We start from the raw sequence: 20,185 nt of genomic DNA on the forward strand, positions 1-20,185 counted from the left end.
AAAAAACTGCAGGACTAAAACGGGAACAATAGCGGCAATACAACTATCATCACTACCCCCATAAGTATCTGCAATGGCAAACCTACCTTGACATAATCCATAAACGTATACTGTCCGGCAGGCATTACCAAGGCATTAGGAGGAGTAGAGAAAGGTGAAGCAAAACACATACTTGCAGCTACTGTTACGGCAAAGAGAAAAGGCACCGGGCTTACCCCAATCTGCATAGCACTCTGCAAGGCTATAGGAGCCATCAACACAGCCGTCACCGTATTGCTGATAAACATGGTCATCAAAGAAGTGGTAAAATAAATGCCTGCCATCAAAACCAATGGTCCGTATGCCCCCAACCCGTTCACCAAAGAACCGGATATATAATCGGACGCTCCTGTCTTCTCCAATGCCAACGACATAGGCAGCATACCTGCAAACAATACGATAGTTTCCCAATTAATGGTCTTATAGGCAGCCTCTACATTACGGAAGCATCCCGTAAGCACCATCAGCATAGCGGCAATCATCACCGCCGTAACCGGAGCCACCGGAATAAAGTCGAAAACCATCATCGCCACCATCAATAGCATAATAACAGCAGCCACCGGCGCCTTGTAGTCGAGCGTCACCTTGGCGGCCTCAGCCAAAGGTTGTCCCAATACCACCCAGTCGGTATCTTCTTTAGTCAACCGGGCTATATCATGCCATTGGCCCTGCACAAGCAACACATCACCATTGTGCATCCGTTCATTGCCAAGGTCTTGCAATATATACTCTTTTTTCCGGCGTATCCCCAGCACATTCACATTGAACTTATCACGGAAACCTGCTTCTTTTACCCGCTGATTGAGGATGTTGGAAGTGGGCATCAACACTATTTCTGCAATGCCGATATCATAAAATCCCAACGAACGTTCGCCATTGACGGCTTCTTCGGTAATGTGCCCGTCCATCATCTCCAACCTACATTCCCCGACAAAACGGTTTACGGATGAAATATCCCCATTTACATACAAGACATCATTTGCCTGGATAACCGTATCTGCCGATGCCAACTTTTGCGTAACTGTCTTCAGGAAACGATGCTGTGAAGCTTCTCCCCGACGTACTTCCAGAATATTCAGTCCGTAGCGCCGTCTCACATCCAATGTCTGTACCGTTTGACCGACAATACCCGAAGCTGCATCCACCCGTAAACGAAACAGGTTATGTGCCAAACCATATTCTCTGACCAGTTCATTCAAAGACTTTCCGGAAGATTCACCATTGTTTTTTTCACGTTTCTTCGATAGGAACCATTTCGTAAGAGGCAACAACACCACGATGCCTGTTGCCACACAAACCAACCCTACCGGAAGGAACGAAAAGAACGACAAGGATTCAAATCCCGCATGTACCAGTGTGTCTTGTATCACCAGATTAGGCGGGGTACCAATCAGCGTCATCATACCTCCCATACTGCTGGCAAAGGCCAACGGCATCAACAAACGTGCCGGATTCATACCAGCGTTGTTGGCAAGACTTACCACAATAGGCAACATCAAAGCTACAGTACCTGTATTGCTTACAAAAGCCCCGATGGCAGAAGTCACCAGCATGACCAGCAAAAACAAACGCAACTCGCTTTTACCTGCCAACTTCAAAATACGTGAACTGATCATCTTGGCCAATCCGGTCTGGAAGATAGCCCCTCCTACGACAAACAGTCCTACCATCATAATCACTACAGAATTAGAAAAACCCGACAAAGCCTCTTCTGGAGTCAAGACGTGAAAAACCAGCAAGCCTATCAGCGCACACAACGCTACTATATCCGACCGCACCCTTCCCGAAACAAAGAAAACGGCAGACAGGACCAAAATAACAAGTGTTACAAGCATCTTTTAAATGAAGAATTAAAAATTTAAGAATGAAAAATTTACCCTGTATCAGCCACCGTGCTGGAACTGTTCTATCAGCAATGTAAGGTTTGCCGTAAACAACCGGGCAGAAATGGCAAGCAAAATAATGCCGAAAAACTTACGGATAATATAAATTCCCCCTTTCCCCAGCATGCGTTCGATACGGTCGGTCATCTTTAAAACAATAAACACCCATACCATGTTCAGCAACAAAGCCAATAAAATGTTAACCGTTGCATATTCCGCCCGCAAAGACAACAAAGTAGTAAACGACCCAGCCCCGGCAAGCAACGGGAAAACCAACGGCACCAACGTAGCCTCCTTGATAGGACCGATATTCTTGAATATCTCGATGTCCAGTATCATTTCGAGCGACATCAAAAAAATGACAAACGCACCCGCCACCGCGAACGAAGCGATATCCACCTGAAAAAGCTTCAGAATCATGTCACCGGCAAAAAAGAAAGCCAGCAACAGTCCAGCCGATATCAAAGTAGCCTCTATCGCATTGACAGAACGTCCCTTTTGCTTCAAATCCAGAATAATGGGAACAGCACCAATGATATCAATTACCGCAAACAGCACAATAAACGCACTTACCAATTCTTGCAAACTAAATACTCCCATAGCCTCATAAGTTTAATTTTTGTTCACAAATATAACATAAAAAAACGAGATGAAGATGCATATCAAGCAATATCCCTCCAAATTTCACAAAAAAAAGACGGAACCACCCAGCCGGAAAACATATTTCCATCGCTCTCCGAATATATCTTCAAAGACAAAAGGATATACCTGCACAAGCCAGACTAGTTATATGACCAACCGGTATCATCTATGTTGACCGAAACCGTCCTCTGCCCCAGCAAGCATTACCAGACGGTAAGAAACAATAAAAAAGGTAAAAGCCATGTTATGTATCAGAATATTGCTTAATTTTGTATGTTAAATTATAACTTAATAAAGTTAAAGACAGATGGAAGAGAATAGTATGTACAATAAGCTTTTGCTACTTCCCTTGTTCCAAGGGCTATGTAAAGAAGACTTTACAGCCATACTGGAAAAAGTAAAACTACATTTTCAAAAGCTTCCCGCAGGTAGTTGCATCGTGCGCCAAAACAATGCTTGCGAGGGCCTGTTTTTTGTCTTGCAAGGCAAAATACAGTCAGAATCAGCAGACCAAACCCATAATTATACACTCTACGAAACATTGGAAGCACCGTATGTAATAGAACCTTATTCATTGTTCGGAATGTATCCGCAATACAATGCGTCATATCACACCCTGACGCCCGCAAACATCATCAGTATCGACAAATCATACATTCTGACAGAACTGAACAAATATGCCATCTTCCAGCTGAATTTCATGAATCTGCTTAGCAACCGGGCACAAACCATTTACCGCCGCCTGTGGAACGCCCACATCGGCGACACACAAAGCAAAATCATCAATTTCCTGTTGCTGCGATGCACCACCACCAACGGCTTCAAAAGGCTGCATATCCGGATGGAGGACCTTGCCGACCTGATAGATGACACACGCATCAACGTATCGAAAATATTAAATGAACTAAAACAAGAAGGCCTGGTATCACTCAGCCGGAGAGAAATAGAAATCCCCGACATGAATGCACTTATAGCCTACAACCAAACCAATAAACAAACAAAATGACATTTATGGAAAATCCATTTTTCACCCCCTACCATACACCGCACGCTACCGTGCCATTCGACCGAATCACGCTCGCCGACTATGAGCCTGCCATCCGCGAAGGCATGCGCCGTGAAAACGAAGAAATCAGAGCCATCACCGATAATCCACAAGAACCTACCTTCGATAATACGGTAAAAGCATTGGAACAGTCTGGCGAACTGCTTGACCGAGTCACCACGGTGCTATTCAACCTGATGAGTGCCGAAACAAGTGATGACCTGGAAGCCATTGCTGAAAAACTGATGCCCGAATTGTCGGAACACAGCAACGACATCAATCTGAACGCAAGGCTTTTCCAACGTATCAAACATGTGTATGAAAAACGTGACCGGATCAACCTTACACACGAAGAATACCGGTTACTGGAAAAAACGTATGATGGATTTGTGCGCAACGGTGCCAACCTCTCGGATACGGACAAAGAGACTTTCCGCAAACTCAGTACAGAGCTGAGTACCCTTACTCTTCGTTTTTCACAAAACCACTTGAAAGAAACCAACAATTACGAATTGCAACTGACCCAAGAAGAAGACCTGAAAGGGCTTCCCGAAAGTGCCGTCGAAGCAGCTGCACATACAGCAAAAGAAAGAGGGAAAAACGGATGGATATTTACGCTGCAAGCACCCAGCTATGTGCCGTTTATGAAATATTGCGACAACCGCCAATTACGCCGTCAGCTATATCTTGCCTACAATACCCAATGTACACACGATAATGAGCAAAACAACCTTGATATCGTCAAACGGTTGGTAAACCTGCGCATGCAGATAGCCCAGCTGCTAGGATTCGCCGACTTTGCCGACTATGTACTCAGGAAACGCATGGCAGAAGACAGCCAGCACGTTTATCGCCTGCTCGACCAACTGCTGGAAGCCTATACCCCTACAGCCCATAAAGAAATAGAAGAAGTTACAGCCTTGGCACATGCCCTCGAAGGAGAACACTTCGAACTGATGCCCTGGGATTTCTCGTATTACTCAGAAAAACTGCGCAAGGAAAAATTCGACCTTGACGAAGAAGCCCTCCGGCCTTACTTCGAACTGAGCCAGGTGAAAAGCGGTGTATTCGGATTGGCTACACGCCTGTATGGCATAACTTTTAAAGAAAACAAAGACATCCCCGTATATCATCCGGACGTCAAAGCATATGAAGTATACGATAAAGACGGAAGTTTTCTGGCCGTACTTTACACCGATTTCCATCCACGTGCTGGGAAAAAATCAGGAGCATGGATGACCAGCTACAAGGAACAATGGATAGACGACAATGGTACCAACAGCCGTCCACATGTCTCCGTCACGATGAATTTCACAAAGCCGACCCCCGACAAACCGGCACTGCTGACATTCTCGGAAGTAACCACATTCCTGCATGAATTCGGACACGCATTGCACGGCATATTCGCCAATACACGGTTCAAAAGCATGAGCGGAACAAATGTTTATTGGGATTTTGTAGAACTTCCCTCGCAAATCATGGAAAATTTTGCCATTGAAAAAGAATTTCTTAATACCTTTGCACGTCATTACCAGACTCATGAACCACTGCCCGAAGAACTGGTTAAGCGAATTATAGACGCAGCCAATTTCAACGTTGCCTACGCCTGCCTGCGTCAAGTCAGCTTCGGATTGCTGGATATGGCATGGTATACACGTCATACCGCATTCGACGGAGATGTCCGTGCATACGAAAAAGAAGCGTGGAAACGCGCACAAATCTTGCCGCAAATAGCCGGCACGTGCATGAGCGTACAGTTCGGGCACATTATGTCGGGAGGCTATGCCGCCGGATATTATAGTTATAAATGGGCAGAAGTGCTGGACGCTGATGCTTTTTCTGTATTCAAGGAAAAAGGCATTTTCAATACCGAAGTGGCACAATCGTTCCGCGACAATATCTTGTCGAAAGGAGGAACTGAGCATCCGATGGTACTATACAAGCGCTTCCGAGGGCAAGAGCCTGCCATCGATGCTTTACTGAAACGGAATGGAATCATAAAATGAAAAAACAATGAGAAAATACGGATTATACATCTGGCTGTGCATGGCAACGCTGCTTTGCGGATGCAACCAGGAAGATGATGTGTTTGAAATATTTGCCAGCGGACAGACATGGCATTGGAGCGGTTCGTATGACACGACAAACTGGCAAGATGACAATAACTACACCTTGACAACCTCGAAAGATGACTTGGAGCAAATCAACAAAGACCCGGACAAGTTCATCATCCAATTTGCTGAAGACGGGAGCGTAACAGGACAAGGCGAATCGTTTACGTTTACCGGCACATGGAGTGCAGACGGAAATGACCGGAGTTTTTCGGTGAGGCTGACTCCCAACCATACCCCTAGCGGACGAGACAAGACGTTCTATGATGAAATCAGCAACGCACATTTTTATCGGGGAGATTCACAACTCATTAAACTATTTAATGCAGACAAGAACCACTATATACAATTTTACCCCGTCGGATTCAGAAACTAAAATAACACCTTATTATATATATGGAACCAAGCGACACCAAACAAGAAACATTAGACAGGCGATACATGCGCATGGCTACTATCTGGGCAGAAAACTCTTACTGCAACCGAAGAAAAGTAGGGGCACTGATTGTCAAAAACAAGATGATAATCTCGGATGGCTACAACGGGACACCTGCCGGATTTGAAAACGTATGCGAAGACGAACACGGACTGACCAAACCGTACGTATTGCATGCCGAAGCTAATGCCATCACCAAAATAGCCCGTTCGAACAACAGCAGCGAAGGAGCAACACTTTATGTCACCGCATCCCCTTGCATCGAATGTGCCAAGCTGATTATCCAAGCCGGCATCAAACGGGTAGTGTATGCCGAAAAATACCGGTTGGAAGATGGTATCGAACTCTTGAAACGCGCAAATATAGAAGTGATTTATTTAAACGAAGAAGCGTATGACAAATAACAACAAAAACCGGCTGATGCCTTTCCTGCTTGCCTTTTGTGTAGTGATAGGAATCTTAATCGGAACATTTTATGCCAACCATTTTTCAGGCAACAAACTGGGCATCATCAACACTTCATCCAACAAGCTGAACGCTCTGTTGCGTATCATAGATGACCAGTACGTAGACACTGTAAATATGTACGACCTGGTAGAAGAAGCCATGCCTCAAATACTCGGCGAATTGGACCCGCACTCGGCATACATCCCGGCCAAAGATTTAGAAACTGTCAATTCAGACCTGAAAGGCAGCTTCAGCGGTGTAGGCATACAGTTCACCATCCAAGACGATACCATCCACGTGAACAATGTAATCCCCGGTGGACCTTCGGAAAAAGTAGGTATGCTGGCAGGCGACCGTATCATTGAAGTAGACGACTCGGCTTTCGTGGGTGAAATAGTAACCAATACCGAAGCCATGCGACGCTTGAAAGGCGAAAAAGGAAGCACCGTCAAACTGGGTGTCTACCGCCCTGGTGAAGAAGAAATACTACACTTTACAGTTGTCCGTGGCGATATTCCGGTAAAAAGTATCGATGCCGCCTATATGGTCAATGACCAGTTTGGCTATATCAAAGTAAACAAGTTCGGAGAAACCACTTATCCGGAACTGCTGGTTGCACTTGCCAAACTGAACCGTGCCAACTACAAAGGACTGATTATCGACCTGCGTGGAAACACCGGAGGATATATGGCATCAGCTATCCAAATGATTAATGAGTTCTTGCCAGGAAACAGCCTGATAGTATATACAGAAGGACGTAAATCCCCACGCGAAAACTACACATCCAACGGTACTGGAAGCAGCCAAAGCATTCCGCTTGTCGTGCTGATGGACGAAGGCTCGGCATCGGCAAGCGAAATATTTGCCGGAGCCATTCAAGACAATGACCGGGGTACCATCATCGGACGCCGCTCGTTTGGCAAAGGGCTTGTACAGCAACCTATCGAGTTCAGCGACGGTTCGGCTATCCGCCTGACCATTGCCCGCTATTACACTCCTTCGGGACGCTGTATCCAAAAGCCATACGTAAAAGGAAACGATTCAGAATACGAAATGGACTTGATTACCCGTTACGAACATGGCGAATTTTTCTCGGCAGACAGCATCAAGCAGAATACCCAGGAAATCTATCATACCCGGCTGGGACGGACTGTTTATGGAGGCGGAGGCATTATGCCAGATATCTTCGTTCCGCAAGACACCACAGGCATTACGACTTACTTCCGCATGGCCGCTGCACGGGGACTGATTATCAGATATACATTGGATTATACAGACAAGAACCGAAGCACGCTCCAGAAGTATACGACTCCCGACAGCATGGTCGACTACCTGAAAACCCAGAACCTGCTGGAAAAATTCGCATCGTATGCTGAAAAGAAAGGATTGAAACGCCGGAATATATTGATGTACAAATCCAAAAAACTGTTCGACGAAAACCTGTACGGAAACATCATATACAATGTTCTGGGCATCGAAGCATACATTGAATACAGCAACAAGACCGACAAAACCGTCTTGCAAGCTCTGGAAGTATTGGAAAAAGGAGAATCTTTCCCTAAAGCACCGGAAGAAGCAACCAATTGACCCAACACATCAAGCACATGCAGTCAAAGAAAGATATCAGAACCCGTATAGCACAAGAAAAAAAACAGCATACGACAGAAGAATTACACAATCTTTCTTCCAGGTTGTTTAGCCAGTTGGAAGCACATCCGCGCTTCCAACTGGCTAAAACCGTCTTGCTTTATCACTCTCTTCCCGATGAAGTACAGACACATGCATTCATAGAAAAATGGTATTCCCAAAAGGTAATTGTGCTGCCTGTAGTAAAGGGCAACGAACTTGAATTGCGCACATATAAAGGTGCAGACCAGTTGCAGACAGGTAGCTTCCACATCCAAGAACCCCTCGGAACAGCATTTCCTTCACCTGCCTCCATCGACCTTGCCATCATTCCAGGCGTATCTTTCGACCGGAGAGGCAACCGTTTAGGACGAGGCAAAGGATATTATGACCGTCTGCTCAACAAACTGAATGTATATAAAATAGGTATATGCTTCCAGTTCCAACTGACCGAGCCAGGACTTCCGACAGAAGACTCCGACATACCTATGGACGAAGTATGGACCGAAAACGGGAACGTTGCCTCTACCGGAAGACAATGTTGACTATTACCTGCGAACCGACTTGAGCATTCAAGTTACGTATCAGCAACGTCCGGCTCATTGACAACTCCTGCCGCAAGACCGACGACGACAAATGCACATACAAGACCTGGTTCTTGATATACAGATTCATCGTATAACGCGCAATGACGGGACCCACCACGTCTTTCCATGCCTCTATCAACCGGTATTCATTAAGTGGAGTCTCCAGACCTTCCTGCCTGAGCAAACGCCGGATAACATCCCCTACCTGCTCTGTATTGTTCCGTTTCATACGTCATCTTCTCCTTTCCGTTCCGACACACATCCGTCTACGACCTCAAACAGTTTATAATCCTCTCCCACCTCACGCAGAATCTTATCCAGATGCTCACGATTGGTATCGGTTATAAATATCTGACCGAAATTGTCTCCTGCCACCAGTTTGACAATCTGTTCCACACGCGATGCATCCAATTTATCAAATATATCATCCAACAATACAATGGGAACAGTATGGTTTCCTATCCGTTTCAAGAAATCGAACTGCGCCAGTTTCAATGCGATAAGATAGGTTTTATTCTGCCCTTGCGAACCTTCACGCTTGATGGGAAAATCACCCAGTTTCATAACCAAATCATCCTTATGCATACCTTTGGTAGAATACCCCAAAAGACGGTCGCGCTGCCGGCTCTCTTTCAGCAGCTGCAACAAGTCTCCCTCTCCCGCATGCGATTCGTAGGTCAAACTTACCTGTTCCCGTTCCTGCGAAATATAGGCATAATGCGACTGGAATACCGGTACAAATTCATCGACAAAGCTTTTCCGCTTCCGGTAAACGATTTCTCCCATCGCAGCCATTCCTTCTTCCCACAAGGTCATCAGTTCATCTTCCGGTTCCATTTCCGATTTCAATAAGGCATTACGCTGCTGCAAAGCCTTGTTATACCTGATCAGGGCATCCAGGTATTCACGGTCGAACTGCGAAATAACCACATCCATAAACCGGCGCCTTTCCTCGCTCCCTCCTGCTATCAACCACGAATCGGCAGGCGACACCATAACCAGAGGAATCAACCCTATATGGTCCGACAGGCGGGAATATTCCTTCTTATTACGTTTGAACTGCTTCTTCTGCCTGCGTTTCAACCCACAATACACCTCTTCCGGTTCGCCCAGACCATTCTCGTAAAATCCTTGTATCACAAAAAAGTCACGGTCATGAAAAATATTCTGCGAATCAATAGGGTTGGTAGCACTTTTGCAGAACGAAAGATAATACACCGCATCCATCAGGTTCGTTTTACCCATGCCATTCTTACCGATTATGCAATTCAACTTTCGGGAAAATCCCAGTTCTACCTGTTCCAGATTCTTGTAATTTAATATAGAAATGCGTTTTAACCACATAATTCATCCACTTTTAAGTCACAAAAATACGAATAAAAGGACGATTGATAAAAAAACATGCCCGCAAATTTCATTTATAACTATAAATAAATTACTTTTGCTGACCGAAATTGCATTGTCAGGAAAATAATAAAAAACAATAAGAAAGATGTCAAAACAAAATCAAACTCATGACCCATTGAATGTGGATGAAGCATTAAGCACTTCCGAAGCATTCCTGTTTAAGTACAAGAACCTGTTGATAGGTATCGTAGTAGCTATCGTAGTAATCGTATGCGGATTTCAGGCTTATACCCACTTTATCGGCGAGCCCAACGAGGTAAAAGCATCCGAAGCACTGTTTAAAGGCGAACAATATTTCGGAAACAACGATTTCGAGTCCGCCTTGAAAGGGGACAGCCTGGGATATGCAGGCTTTCTGAAAATAGCAGACGAGTACAGCGGAACAGATGCAGGAAATCTGGCTAATGTTTATGCCGGACTTTGCTACGCACAATTAGCCAAATACGAAGAAGCCACTACTTATCTCGACAAATTCAGTGCAGACGACTATATGGTAGCCCCGGCAATCATCGGTACTTTGGGTAACTGCTATGCACAGATGGGACAACTGGACAAGGCTGCAGCCACCCTACTGAAAGCTGCCCACAAAGCAAACAGCACAACCTTAAGCCCCATCTATCTGCTACAGGCAGGTCAGATTCTGGAAAAACAAGGCAAAAACGCCGAAGCTGTAGATGCTTACAAGGAAATCAAGACCCAATATGGCAACTCCTACCAAGCCATGAATATCGACAAGTATATCGAACGCGCTTCTATTAAATAAAGGTGGGAAAAGCATTCCATAGCGGAATCTTCCTACCAGCATGAGGCCAACGCAAACTATATAAACTAAATTGAATATCCGCAAACAATCCATGTTTGCGGATATTCATTAAACCAATTCTCACCATCTACCCAAAAACTCAAAAGCCATGTCAACAGCTTACCACAATCTCTCCGATTACGACACCAATGCCGTACCCGATGCTTCAAACATGCGTTTCGGAATCGTTGTATCCGAATGGAACTCTAACATTACCGGTGCCCTGCTGCAAGGAGCCGTAACTACTTTAAAAAAACATGGCGCAAAAGATGAAAACATCCTGACCGCAACCGTACCGGGCAGCTTCGAATTGACATACGGATGCTCCCAGTTCATCAAAAGCGGCAAAGTAGATGCAGTTATCGCCCTAGGATGCGTAGTGCGCGGCGATACGCCTCATTTCGATTATGTATGCATGGGAGCCACCCAAGGTATTACCTGTTTGAATGCAACCCATGACATCCCGGTACTCTTCGGCCTGCTTACAACCGATACCATGCAACAGGCAGAAGACCGCGCAGGTGGAAAATTAGGCAATAAAGGCGATGAATGTGCCATCGATGCAATAAAAATGATTGATTTTGCTTGCAAATTAAAAAAATAGCATTACCTTTGCAACGCATTTGAGAAAACGAGGGAATAAGCCAAATATTCCCTCTCAAAAAAGGGCAAATACCAGAGTGGCCAAATGGGGCAGACTGTAAATCTGCTGGCTTACGCCTTCGGTGGTTCGAATCCATCTTTGCCCACTGATTTGCGGAAGTAGCTCAGTCGATAGAGCATTAGCCTTCCAAGCTGAGGGTCGCGGGTTTGAGTCCCGTCTTCCGCTCTATGAAAAGAGTGCTTTTATAAACGGGCAAGTACCAGAGTGGCCAAATGGGGCAGACTGTAAATCTGCTGGCTTACGCCTTCGGTGGTTCGAATCCATCCTTGCCCACTGATTTGCGGAAGTAGCTCAGTCGATAGAGCATTAGCCTTCCAAGCTGAGGGTCGCGGGTTTGAGTCCCGTCTTCCGCTCTCCAAAGAGACTATCTCGGATTTTCACGAGGTAGTCTCTGATTTTTTTATTGAATATCCGTTCATTTTATCCAATCCCGCATCATCCACATTTTCGTTAATCTGACGAAATCCGGCGGATATTCCACAGATTTTTCGTAAGTTTGCCTGCAAAACCATAAAAGACATTTACATTCATGCAACGTTACGATTACTTGATAGTAGGCGCCGGATTATTCGGCTCCGTATTTGCCTACAAAGCTACACAAGAAGGAAAGAAATGCCTGGTCATCGACCGCCGACCGCATTTGGGAGGAAACTTATATTGTGAAAACACTGAAGGAATCAATGTACACAAATATGGAGCACATATCTTTCACACCTCGAACAAGCGGGTCTGGGATTTTGTCAACTCCATCGTAGAGTTCAACCGTTATACCAATTCGCCCGTGGCAAACTATAAAGGTAAACTTTATAACCTGCCTTTCAACATGAACACGTTTTACCAGATGTGGGGAGTGACCACACCTGCCGAAGCTCAGGAAAAACTGGAAGAACAACGGGCAGAGGCGGTAGCACGGATGAAAGAACAAGGCATAAGCGAACCGCGCAACCTGGAAGAACAGGCACAACTGCTGATAGGAAAAGACATTTACGAAACACTTATCAAAGGCTATACCGAAAAACAATGGGGACGGAAATGCACCGACCTGCCAGCATTCATCATCAAACGCCTACCGGTGCGCATGGTTTTCGACAACAACTATTTCAACGACAAATACCAAGGCATCCCCATCGGCGGATACAACGTGCTGATAGAACGGCTGCTGAAAGGAACTGACACCCGCCTGGACTGCGATTTCTTCGCCCACAGGCAAGAACTGGAAGCACTGGCAGACAAGATTGTATTTACCGGTGCCATCGATGAGTATTACGGATATAGATTCGGCAAACTGGAATACCGCACGGTGCGGTTTGAGACGGAAACGTTGAACACGCCGAATTACCAGGGCAATGCGGTGGTGAACTACACCGAACGGGAAGTGCCCTACACACGCGTCATCGAGCACAAGCATTTCGAAATGTTCGGTGCGGAAGTGTACCAATGTCCTAAGACCGTCGTGTCACGCGAATACAGTTCGGAATGGACCGAGGGAAGCGAACCTTATTATCCGGTGAATGACGAGAAGAACAATGCACTCTACTTGAAATACAAAGAACTGGCAGACAAGGAAACCAACGTTATCTTCGGCGGACGGCTGGCAGAATATAAATATTACGACATGCACCACATCGTAGAAAAAGCCCTGCTTTTATAAAGAGCCAGTCGTTTCTATACACGGTACAGAATACCTCGAATCAGAAACGCACCATCATTTCCACCACCAGCTTATCCTGTTCCGACTCCAAGGCAAGCGAACGGCCGGCATAAAAATACTTTTCGTAATTTAAGCGGAGGTCTGCCTGAAACGGTTTCCCGAAACTGAACGTCAGACCTCCGGTGATACGCTTGCGTTCATAATCGGTAACCAGGAACTCGCCTTGCCCGTCTAATGTTCCGTCGCTATTATCGCCCATGTAATCGAAGCGGGCAAGGAGAGAGACCTTTTTGAACAGACTTTTCTTTTTCCGGATAAACCAATCGTAATTTACAAAAGCATCTACCGCCCATACACCCTTAAACGAGGAATTGGCATACTCCTTATACATGGCTTCCACCTCGAAATGCCAGTTATTCCAATTATAATAGGTACCTATGTCATACATATAAATATTCCGGTCCGTAGGACGGATGCGCTGTGTGCTCAATGTCAGGTTATACCCCTTGAAAGGGGTTAATTCCAATTTCGCCGAATACGAAAGCGCCTTGTGCCAGCCTTTTTGCTCCGTCAGCCCCGAACCGCTGAACAAACCTGCTTCCAGCGAAAAGGGGAACCCTTCTTTACGCACATACTTTAACGTAGCGCCAGCATCACGCAGGCTGCCCATCTGCTTGGCGATAAACGAACGGTTAGCGAAATACTGCAAGTGAGGCGAGCGGTGCGCGTCAATCGTAAACGGCACACGCATCTGCCCGACAGTAACATAAAACCCTTTCAACGGGGCAACCCGTGCGTAAGCATCCAGCATCTTGATTTCTCCTTCATCGCAAAGGTCTATTTCGGCTTTATAGCTCACGATGGGAGTTACATTCCCCGTAACGCTCACCCTTGCGGTACGTACCTGAAAACGCTGTTCTCCGGTAGCGGTCTGGTACTCGTACTTACCTCTCAACGTTCCGTGTACTTCCGGCAAGTAGTCTTTCCAACTCACCTCTTGCGCAGCAGTCCCTATTGCATTAAACGCAACAAGCAATGCAAATATAGCTTTCTTCATAAACCAACTTTATAAAATATATATGAACGTCCTTTAGACCGGATTTGGCTGTAGGGGCGTATCGCATACGCCCTGAAAACGACCGCATGAATCAGTTGACACATTCGGGCATGCGATACCCCCTACAGCCAATTGGGCTAAATGTGGATAGTTAGTCATTTATCCCCTCCAGGCTTTACATTCCAAACCAGCAAAGTACAGAGTGTTGACAACAATGCCGCACCTATCCAGAACCAGTTGATAGCCGTAAAATCATAGACTTCCACGCCGTCGGCAACCGCCTTGTTGCCCTCTATCAGAATGCCGCTCATCACGTCCTGAATGCCGGCACCCACGTAGCTGGCTATGCCTACCACGCCAAGTGCCGCTCCCGATGCGTTGCGAGGCGCAATGTCGACCGCCATCAGCCCGCCCAGAAAACAAAGCAGCACGCCGATGCTGAGACCGAACAATATCATCGCCGTCACGTCCAGCCAATAATGCACACCGGGAACCAGCAGGAACAGACACAAGGCACAGGTATTCAACAAACCGAATATCAATGCAGGCGCATTGCGCTTGCCCCGGAACAGGCGGTCGGACACGAAGCCCGACAAGACCGTGCCCACAATGCCGCACACCGAGCCGATGGAGATAATGAAGCTGGCATCGAGCGTGTCGTAACCCTTTTGCGCCTCCAAATAGAACACGCCCCAACTGTTTACGGCATAACGGCTAATATACATAAAGGCGCTTGCCAATGCCAATATCCAAATGGCAGGCATCAGCAGGACCTGTTTCTGTGCCCTGTTGTAGTCCGCCGCCTCTGCCTCGGTCAGTTCTTTCTTCTCTTTCGGCTGGCTGACGGGAGGCAGTCCCTTGCTTTGTGGCGTGTCATGGAAAAAGTTCCATACAATTAAAGCTCCCAGCAAGCCCACCAGTCCAGCTCCCCAGAATCCGTAACGCCAACCAAACGCACTCACAATGGAAGCCACGATGATAAAGGTCAACGCCTCGCCAATGTTGTGGCTTGCCGACCAGAATCCGTAGAACGAACCACGTTTTTTGTCATCAAACCAACGCGACAAACCCACCACGCACGAAGCAGCTCCCATCGACTGAAACCATCCGCTGATTCCCCAAAGCACAGCAAACAGGATGAACGAATGGATAAAGCCCAAACACAGATTCACAAGTGCTGTCACCAACAGACCTGTCGACATAAAACGCCTGATATTGCTTCTGTCCGCCAAAAATCCGTTGGTAAACTTCCCTATTGCATAGGTGAAGAACAGCACCGATCCGATGATGCCCAGTTCGGTTTCCGAGAAGATACCTTCTTCCACAATGGGTTTCTTCACCACATTCAGACTCAGGCGGCAGACGTAATACATGCCGTACCCTAACGTGGCAGAAAGGAAAGTGGACCACTGCAGGTGCTTCAGCCTCCGTTCCGATTCAGGTGTCCATCCGTCTCCACAAGGTTTCGGCTTGGATACTTTATAAAACTCAATTATTGATTTTAAAATCATATCACTTCTTTTTGTTCTAATTCTTTTAATATACAACTCTCCAAATTATCACCCGGCTTATAATGCAAGACGCTCATCCCTAAAGACCGAGCTGTCATGCAATTGGCAAAAGAGTCATCAATGAATAAGGTCTCCCTCACATCTATTCCGGCATCCTCAACGGCTTTATGGAATATAACCGAATCAGGCTTTGCCGTATGCAACTTATAGGAAAGGTAGATTCCCTTAAAAAAATCATCGGCATTTAATCCTCTATAATCGAAACTTTTCTTGGAAAACGTGTTCCAATGTATAGAATTGGTATTGCTCAAAAGATATAAATTGTATGTATCCTTCAGCATATACAGGAGTTGCAATTTCTCTACAGGAATCCTGCCCAACATTCCATTCCAAACCGAATCGACTTCCTCATCCGAAAGAATCACGGAAGCCCTTGCACGTATTTCGTTTCTAAATTCACAATCAGACAGGTTTCCTTTCTCATATTCCAAGAAAAAACCGGCTTTATGGGCACTGCCGACTTCATCATCAGCGAACTGTATCCCGAACGCTTTGCAGGACTTGGCAAAGCGTTCCACAGATACATCTATCAATACATTGCCCCAATCGAATATTAAATTCTTAATCATACCTAACACAGTGTTTGGAGACTGAGAAACAGTTTCTGAGAATGGCTTATATTGTCTGCATGGCCTTACGGAACCATGCAGACAATTATAAAAGCTCCATTCAACCTTTATTGATGCAACCCCTTATCCCTCAGATAGTCCAAGAGAAGAGCCGGACGGTCTGTCTGAATAAGCTTGGCTCCCTGATTGATAATCCATCCCCAGCTTTCCTCCGGTTCGCCCAATTCCACCGCACGGTCATCATCGTGTCCTCCACAGAGTTCAGGCCACAAAGAATTGATGAATATCTTAGCCCCACTGTCTTTTACCTTCTTGATGAGACGCAATACTTCGGGCGAATCATTATTGAAAACCAACTCAAAAGCTTTGGGTTTCATATGCTCCAGGTAACCATCGATAAGGGCTTCCGCCCCCTCCTTATGCAAGTTTACCACCGGCATAAAGACCATCTTGTCCAAGACTTCCCCATTTTCGGCCTTCACCTTTTCATACGGATGGTTCGACTTTATCACACACTGGTCTACCGTAGCTGTTTTTTCCAATACGACGTATGCATCCTTAAAGTAATCGTATCCCTTGTCTACGTTCACCATTATCTTACCTTTACAAAGCATCATCACTTCTTCGAAGGTAGGGATTTTGTGACGGGTCTTCTGACCGTGCCCTCCTTTCAAGAAGAATTCCCTCAACTCTGCAAGCGTATAGTCTTCAGGTTTTCCTTTGCCTGTTGTCGTACGGTCAATGGTCTTGTCGTGCATCAAAACCAAATATCCGTCTTTTGTCTTTTTCAAATCTATTTCCACCATATCCACTCCCATGTCTATGCAATTCTGAATAGCCTGTAACGAGTTCTCAGGAGTGTTGCGCCAATCACCACGATGTGAAACCACTAAGATTCCTTCGGACGCTAAATTTTCAGTAACAGATACACTCTTCTTTTCAATGACTGGTTTCTCAGCAATTGAATTATTCTTCTCTTTCGGTCCGCAAGATGACAATGTCAACAAGCAGACACATACCATATATATAAAATACCTCATATTGAAAACCTTTTTAATTTGAACGACGACCGTTTCTCAAACTGTTACCTCCCCGCATTGACCAGCCTTTCATTGCCCCGGTAGCGGTTGTCCGGAATGCGCACAATCTGCCCGGCTGCTGGTTTGTCTCGACATTCACACAAATATAAACCGTACCGTCACTGCCTATTGCCGGCGATGAACAAATCTCATTGCCCAGCTTGACTTCCTTATATACTTGCTTGCCTTCTTCATTCAAGATGTAGAAATAGCCGGCACCGTCTCCGAAACAGATATTTCCGTTATCGGTTATGGCAGGTGTACAACGAATCCTTCCCTGGCTGCGGAATGTCCAAACCATATCTCCGTTCGATTGGCTGTAGCAAGTCATCACGCCGTCACTATCACCGACATACAGACGCCCGCTCAAGTCAAGCGCAATTCCGCTATTGTCGTATTTCGATACACTTGGCGACTGCCATTTGACAATTCCGTCGGCAGCATTTACAGCCATGACGATGCCTCCGTCAGACGTGTTGCCGCACATATAAATCGTTCCGTCTTCGCCCAAAGCCGGTGCAGCCGTACAAGACGCTCCATATTCTATTTCCCAAAGTTTAGAACCATCTGCCTTGGCGAAAGCCAGCATCTTGCCACTGTTGTTGCAGACATATACGGCATCGTCACCGATAACCACCGGAGACTGTATGTCACCGCCGCAATCCGCACTCCACAATTCACTCATCGAAACAGCTGAAAGAGCACATAACTTTTGATTGTCACCTCCATAATATACAGTTCCGTCCATATCCACAGCCGGAGAAGTATATTTCACATTGTCATTCGTATCGTATGTACCCAAAATGGTTGAAGACTCCGATTTGAACGCATACAAATTATCATCATAACTGCCAATGTAGAACGTTCCGTCATCAGCAACAGCCGGCGTACTTCTTACCACATCACCCGCCTTATAAGTCCATTGTTCTTCGCCGTTATTATTCAGCACCGCAATGTTATAATCACCGCGGCTGTTATTGGCATCGCAACCGAAAATGATGTTCCCTTGATTATCGACTGCCAAAGAAGCATCCTGGAATCCCGTAGTGGTAGTATATTCCCATATCAGTTCCGGTTCCTCATCTGATAACGATTTTTCCTTGACAGCAATGGTCTTATCAAAGGAATTTGCATTCTGCTGCCCCTGATTGTCCCATACAGTCAACACCACCTTGTAATCACCTGGCTCATTGTAGAAAATGGTAGGATTCTCTTCTTCCGATGTTGTTCCGTTTCCGAAATCCCATTGCCAGCGGCTTATCTGCCCGTCTTCGTCAAACGACAGATTGGTAAACGAAATGCTTTGTTCCACTTCCACTGTAGTAGCCGTAGCCTTGAATGCAGCCACCGGCTTAGTATTCACTTTATCATCATCTTGGCAGGCGGTTATCAATACAAACGCCGCTGCCATCCATATTAGTTTTTTCATACGCTGTTAATCTCTTTTTAAGTTGTCAAGATATTTTTTTAACTCGACAGGAAAATCCGTCTGTGCAACAGTTCCTCCCAAACTGACAAACCTGTTTACTTTCTGATAGTTGTCCGTATATGGAGTATCATCGTCATTGACATAGACATTCATGAATCCGGCTATCCCGTTACTATATGCTTTCTCCAAAATATCGTTTTTCCAAGCCTCCGAATTGAATTGAACGATAGCAAGTTTATCAACTAAAGACATAAAGCCGTCTAAGTCATCCATTGTGTAAACAACCGGAAACACATTCACCGTCTTGTCAATGTTCAACAAATTGGACGCATCCTGCAACTCGTAAACGGTAAACATACATTGAGACAGCATACCGCATTGTTTCACTATATTGTAAACGGAACGGTAATCCGAGATCTTCATATCAATATCCACATATATCTTCCCTCTTGCCGCCATCAGCGCCTCTGCCAATGAAGGTACATGTTCCATTGTCTGTCGACCGTCAAAATACAAATAGTAAGACTTTATCTCTTCGAATGTCAAGTCAGAAACCTTACCTGTTCCATTAGTGGTTTCATCTATCGTAGCGTTGTGCATCAACACAAGCTCATTGTCTTCCGTCATCCGCACATCAATCTCGATGAAATCAATGCCGTTCTGTATAGCCTTCTCGATAGCGGAAACCGAATTTTCCGGAGCTTCCTTCCAATACCCACGGTGTGCACATACCTGATAATGCCTGTCTGTCAAAGATTCAGGAATAGAAAGACGGACTGCCGAATTTATTTCTTCGGCAAAAACCTTTACCAAAGTCTTATATTCTTTCACCTCTCCAGTAGACAAGGTTACTGAAGCCACTACCGTATAATCATCAGGAATACGATAAGCATGTGACGGAGCAAATGCATCAGACGTTTCACCGTCACCGAAATCCCAACAGACAGAAGCTACATCTGATTCCGTCACATTCTGGAGCGTAAATGTCACGCCTTCTCCATAACCGACCTCATTGGCAGAAGCCTCAACCGCTATGGATGCAGATGCCGCACCTCCTTCTATCGAATCGGAGCCACAGGCATAGAAGGACATGACAGATACGAGCATGAAAAACTTAAAAGCCTTTATCATTGCGTTCCT

19 protein-coding genes and 4 tRNA genes are annotated in these 20,185 nt (G+C 45.7%); 13 read left to right on the forward strand and 10 right to left on the reverse strand.

Translation table 11 applies throughout. From position 1 onward, the window contains the following. Positions 1–14: 14 nt before the first annotated feature. Positions 15–1,874, reverse strand: coding sequence for an SLC13 family permease (locus tag B5F71_RS01875; protein ID WP_022040044.1), 1,860 nt, complete (start codon positions 1,872–1,874; stop codon positions 15–17). A gap of 48 nt (positions 1,875–1,922) precedes the next feature. Then, a complete protein-coding gene (locus B5F71_RS01880; RefSeq protein ID WP_087207392.1) occupies positions 1,923–2,522 on the reverse strand; it encodes a MarC family protein in 600 nt (199 codons plus the stop codon). A 349-nt stretch (positions 2,523–2,871) separates the two neighbouring features. Here B5F71_RS01880 and B5F71_RS01885 point away from each other — a divergent pair, with 349 nt between their 5' ends. From B5F71_RS01885 to B5F71_RS01910, 6 genes are read left to right on the forward strand one after another with little or no spacing between them, the layout of a single operon-like run. Continuing rightward, positions 2,872–3,570, forward strand: a complete 699-nt coding sequence (locus B5F71_RS01885; protein ID WP_022040047.1) for a Crp/Fnr family transcriptional regulator — start codon at positions 2,872–2,874, stop codon at positions 3,568–3,570. Further along, positions 3,567–5,615, forward strand: a complete 2,049-nt coding sequence (locus B5F71_RS01890; protein ID WP_162609930.1) for a M3 family metallopeptidase — start codon at positions 3,567–3,569, stop codon at positions 5,613–5,615. Before B5F71_RS01885 ends, B5F71_RS01890 begins: the two co-directional genes overlap by 4 nt. A 7-nt stretch (positions 5,616–5,622) precedes the next feature. Next, positions 5,623–6,096, forward strand: coding sequence for a DUF4847 family protein (locus tag B5F71_RS01895; RefSeq protein WP_022040049.1), 474 nt, complete (start codon positions 5,623–5,625; stop codon positions 6,094–6,096). A gap of 20 nt (positions 6,097–6,116) precedes the next feature. After that, positions 6,117–6,560: a dCMP deaminase family protein gene (locus B5F71_RS01900; RefSeq protein ID WP_022040050.1), complete on the forward strand. Its 444-nt coding sequence runs from the start codon at positions 6,117–6,119 to the stop codon at positions 6,558–6,560. Next, on the forward strand, positions 6,550–8,190 hold the full coding sequence (locus B5F71_RS01905) for a S41 family peptidase (RefSeq protein ID WP_087207394.1): 1,641 nt from the start codon (positions 6,550–6,552) through the stop codon (positions 8,188–8,190). The genes B5F71_RS01900 and B5F71_RS01905 overlap by 11 nt, the downstream gene beginning before the upstream one ends. 17 nt (positions 8,191–8,207) lie before the next feature. Next, positions 8,208–8,774: a 5-formyltetrahydrofolate cyclo-ligase gene (locus B5F71_RS01910; protein ID WP_087207449.1), complete on the forward strand. Its 567-nt coding sequence runs from the start codon at positions 8,208–8,210 to the stop codon at positions 8,772–8,774. On the opposite strand, the gene B5F71_RS01915 is transcribed toward B5F71_RS01910, so the two are convergent. Both B5F71_RS01915 and recF read right to left on the reverse strand, forming a co-directional pair. Then, on the reverse strand, positions 8,755–9,045 hold the full coding sequence (locus tag B5F71_RS01915) for a DUF721 domain-containing protein (RefSeq protein ID WP_022040052.1): 291 nt from the start codon (positions 9,043–9,045) through the stop codon (positions 8,755–8,757). The two genes, B5F71_RS01910 and B5F71_RS01915, sit on opposite strands and share 20 nt — an antisense overlap. Next, entirely contained in the window at positions 9,042–10,160 is a 1,119-nt protein-coding gene (gene recF, locus B5F71_RS01920) for a DNA replication and repair protein RecF (RefSeq protein ID WP_087207396.1), read from the reverse strand. The genes B5F71_RS01915 and recF overlap by 4 nt, the downstream gene beginning before the upstream one ends. A gap of 148 nt (positions 10,161–10,308) precedes the next feature. Between recF and B5F71_RS01925 the strand changes: the two genes are divergently transcribed. From B5F71_RS01925 to glf, 7 genes are all read left to right on the forward strand, one after another. After that, positions 10,309–10,986: a tetratricopeptide repeat protein gene (locus B5F71_RS01925; RefSeq protein WP_087207398.1), complete on the forward strand. Its 678-nt coding sequence runs from the start codon at positions 10,309–10,311 to the stop codon at positions 10,984–10,986. Between the two features lie 148 nt (positions 10,987–11,134). Next, positions 11,135–11,629, forward strand: a complete 495-nt coding sequence (ribH, locus tag B5F71_RS01930) for a 6,7-dimethyl-8-ribityllumazine synthase (protein ID WP_022040055.1) — start codon at positions 11,135–11,137, stop codon at positions 11,627–11,629. A gap of 62 nt (positions 11,630–11,691) precedes the next feature. Continuing rightward, positions 11,692–11,774: transfer RNA gene (locus tag B5F71_RS01935), tRNA-Tyr, on the forward strand. Between the two features lie 7 nt (positions 11,775–11,781). After that, a tRNA-Gly gene (locus B5F71_RS01940) sits at positions 11,782–11,854 on the forward strand. A 25-nt stretch (positions 11,855–11,879) separates the two neighbouring features. Continuing rightward, positions 11,880–11,962: transfer RNA gene (locus B5F71_RS01945), tRNA-Tyr, on the forward strand. A gap of 7 nt (positions 11,963–11,969) precedes the next feature. Continuing rightward, a tRNA-Gly gene (locus tag B5F71_RS01950) sits at positions 11,970–12,042 on the forward strand. A gap of 176 nt (positions 12,043–12,218) precedes the next feature. Then, on the forward strand, positions 12,219–13,340 hold the full coding sequence (gene glf / locus B5F71_RS01955) for a UDP-galactopyranose mutase (RefSeq protein WP_087207400.1): 1,122 nt from the start codon (positions 12,219–12,221) through the stop codon (positions 13,338–13,340). 40 nt (positions 13,341–13,380) lie between these two features. Here glf and B5F71_RS01960 read toward each other — a convergent pair whose 3' ends face one another. The 6 genes from B5F71_RS01960 to B5F71_RS01985 all read right to left on the reverse strand — a co-directional run bounded on the left by B5F71_RS01960 (position 13,381) and on the right by B5F71_RS01985 (position 20,176). After that, complete coding sequence (locus B5F71_RS01960) at positions 13,381–14,397, reverse strand: porin (RefSeq protein ID WP_087207403.1); 1,017 nt, start codon at positions 14,395–14,397, stop codon at positions 13,381–13,383. A gap of 155 nt (positions 14,398–14,552) precedes the next feature. After that, positions 14,553–15,905: an MFS transporter gene (locus B5F71_RS01965; protein WP_087207451.1), complete on the reverse strand. Its 1,353-nt coding sequence runs from the start codon at positions 15,903–15,905 to the stop codon at positions 14,553–14,555. Then, positions 15,905–16,537, reverse strand: a complete 633-nt coding sequence (locus tag B5F71_RS01970) for an HAD family phosphatase (protein ID WP_087207404.1) — start codon at positions 16,535–16,537, stop codon at positions 15,905–15,907. Before B5F71_RS01970 ends, B5F71_RS01965 begins: the two co-directional genes overlap by 1 nt. A gap of 107 nt (positions 16,538–16,644) precedes the next feature. Then, the gene (locus B5F71_RS01975) at positions 16,645–17,577 is read right to left on the reverse strand and encodes a glycerophosphodiester phosphodiesterase family protein (RefSeq protein WP_022041049.1); all 933 of its coding nucleotides are present in this window, start codon (positions 17,575–17,577) and stop codon (positions 16,645–16,647) included. A gap of 13 nt (positions 17,578–17,590) precedes the next feature. Next, complete coding sequence (locus tag B5F71_RS01980; RefSeq protein WP_087207408.1) at positions 17,591–19,045, reverse strand: PQQ-binding-like beta-propeller repeat protein; 1,455 nt, start codon at positions 19,043–19,045, stop codon at positions 17,591–17,593. Positions 19,046–19,051: 6 nt separating this feature from the next. Continuing rightward, positions 19,052–20,176, reverse strand: a complete 1,125-nt coding sequence (locus B5F71_RS01985) for a glycerophosphodiester phosphodiesterase family protein (RefSeq protein WP_087207410.1) — start codon at positions 20,174–20,176, stop codon at positions 19,052–19,054. Positions 20,177–20,185 lie beyond the last annotated feature (9 nt).

It is taken from the genome of Bacteroides sp. An269 (assembly GCF_002159755.1).
GTDB lineage: Bacteria > Bacteroidota > Bacteroidia > Bacteroidales > Bacteroidaceae > Phocaeicola > Phocaeicola intestinalis.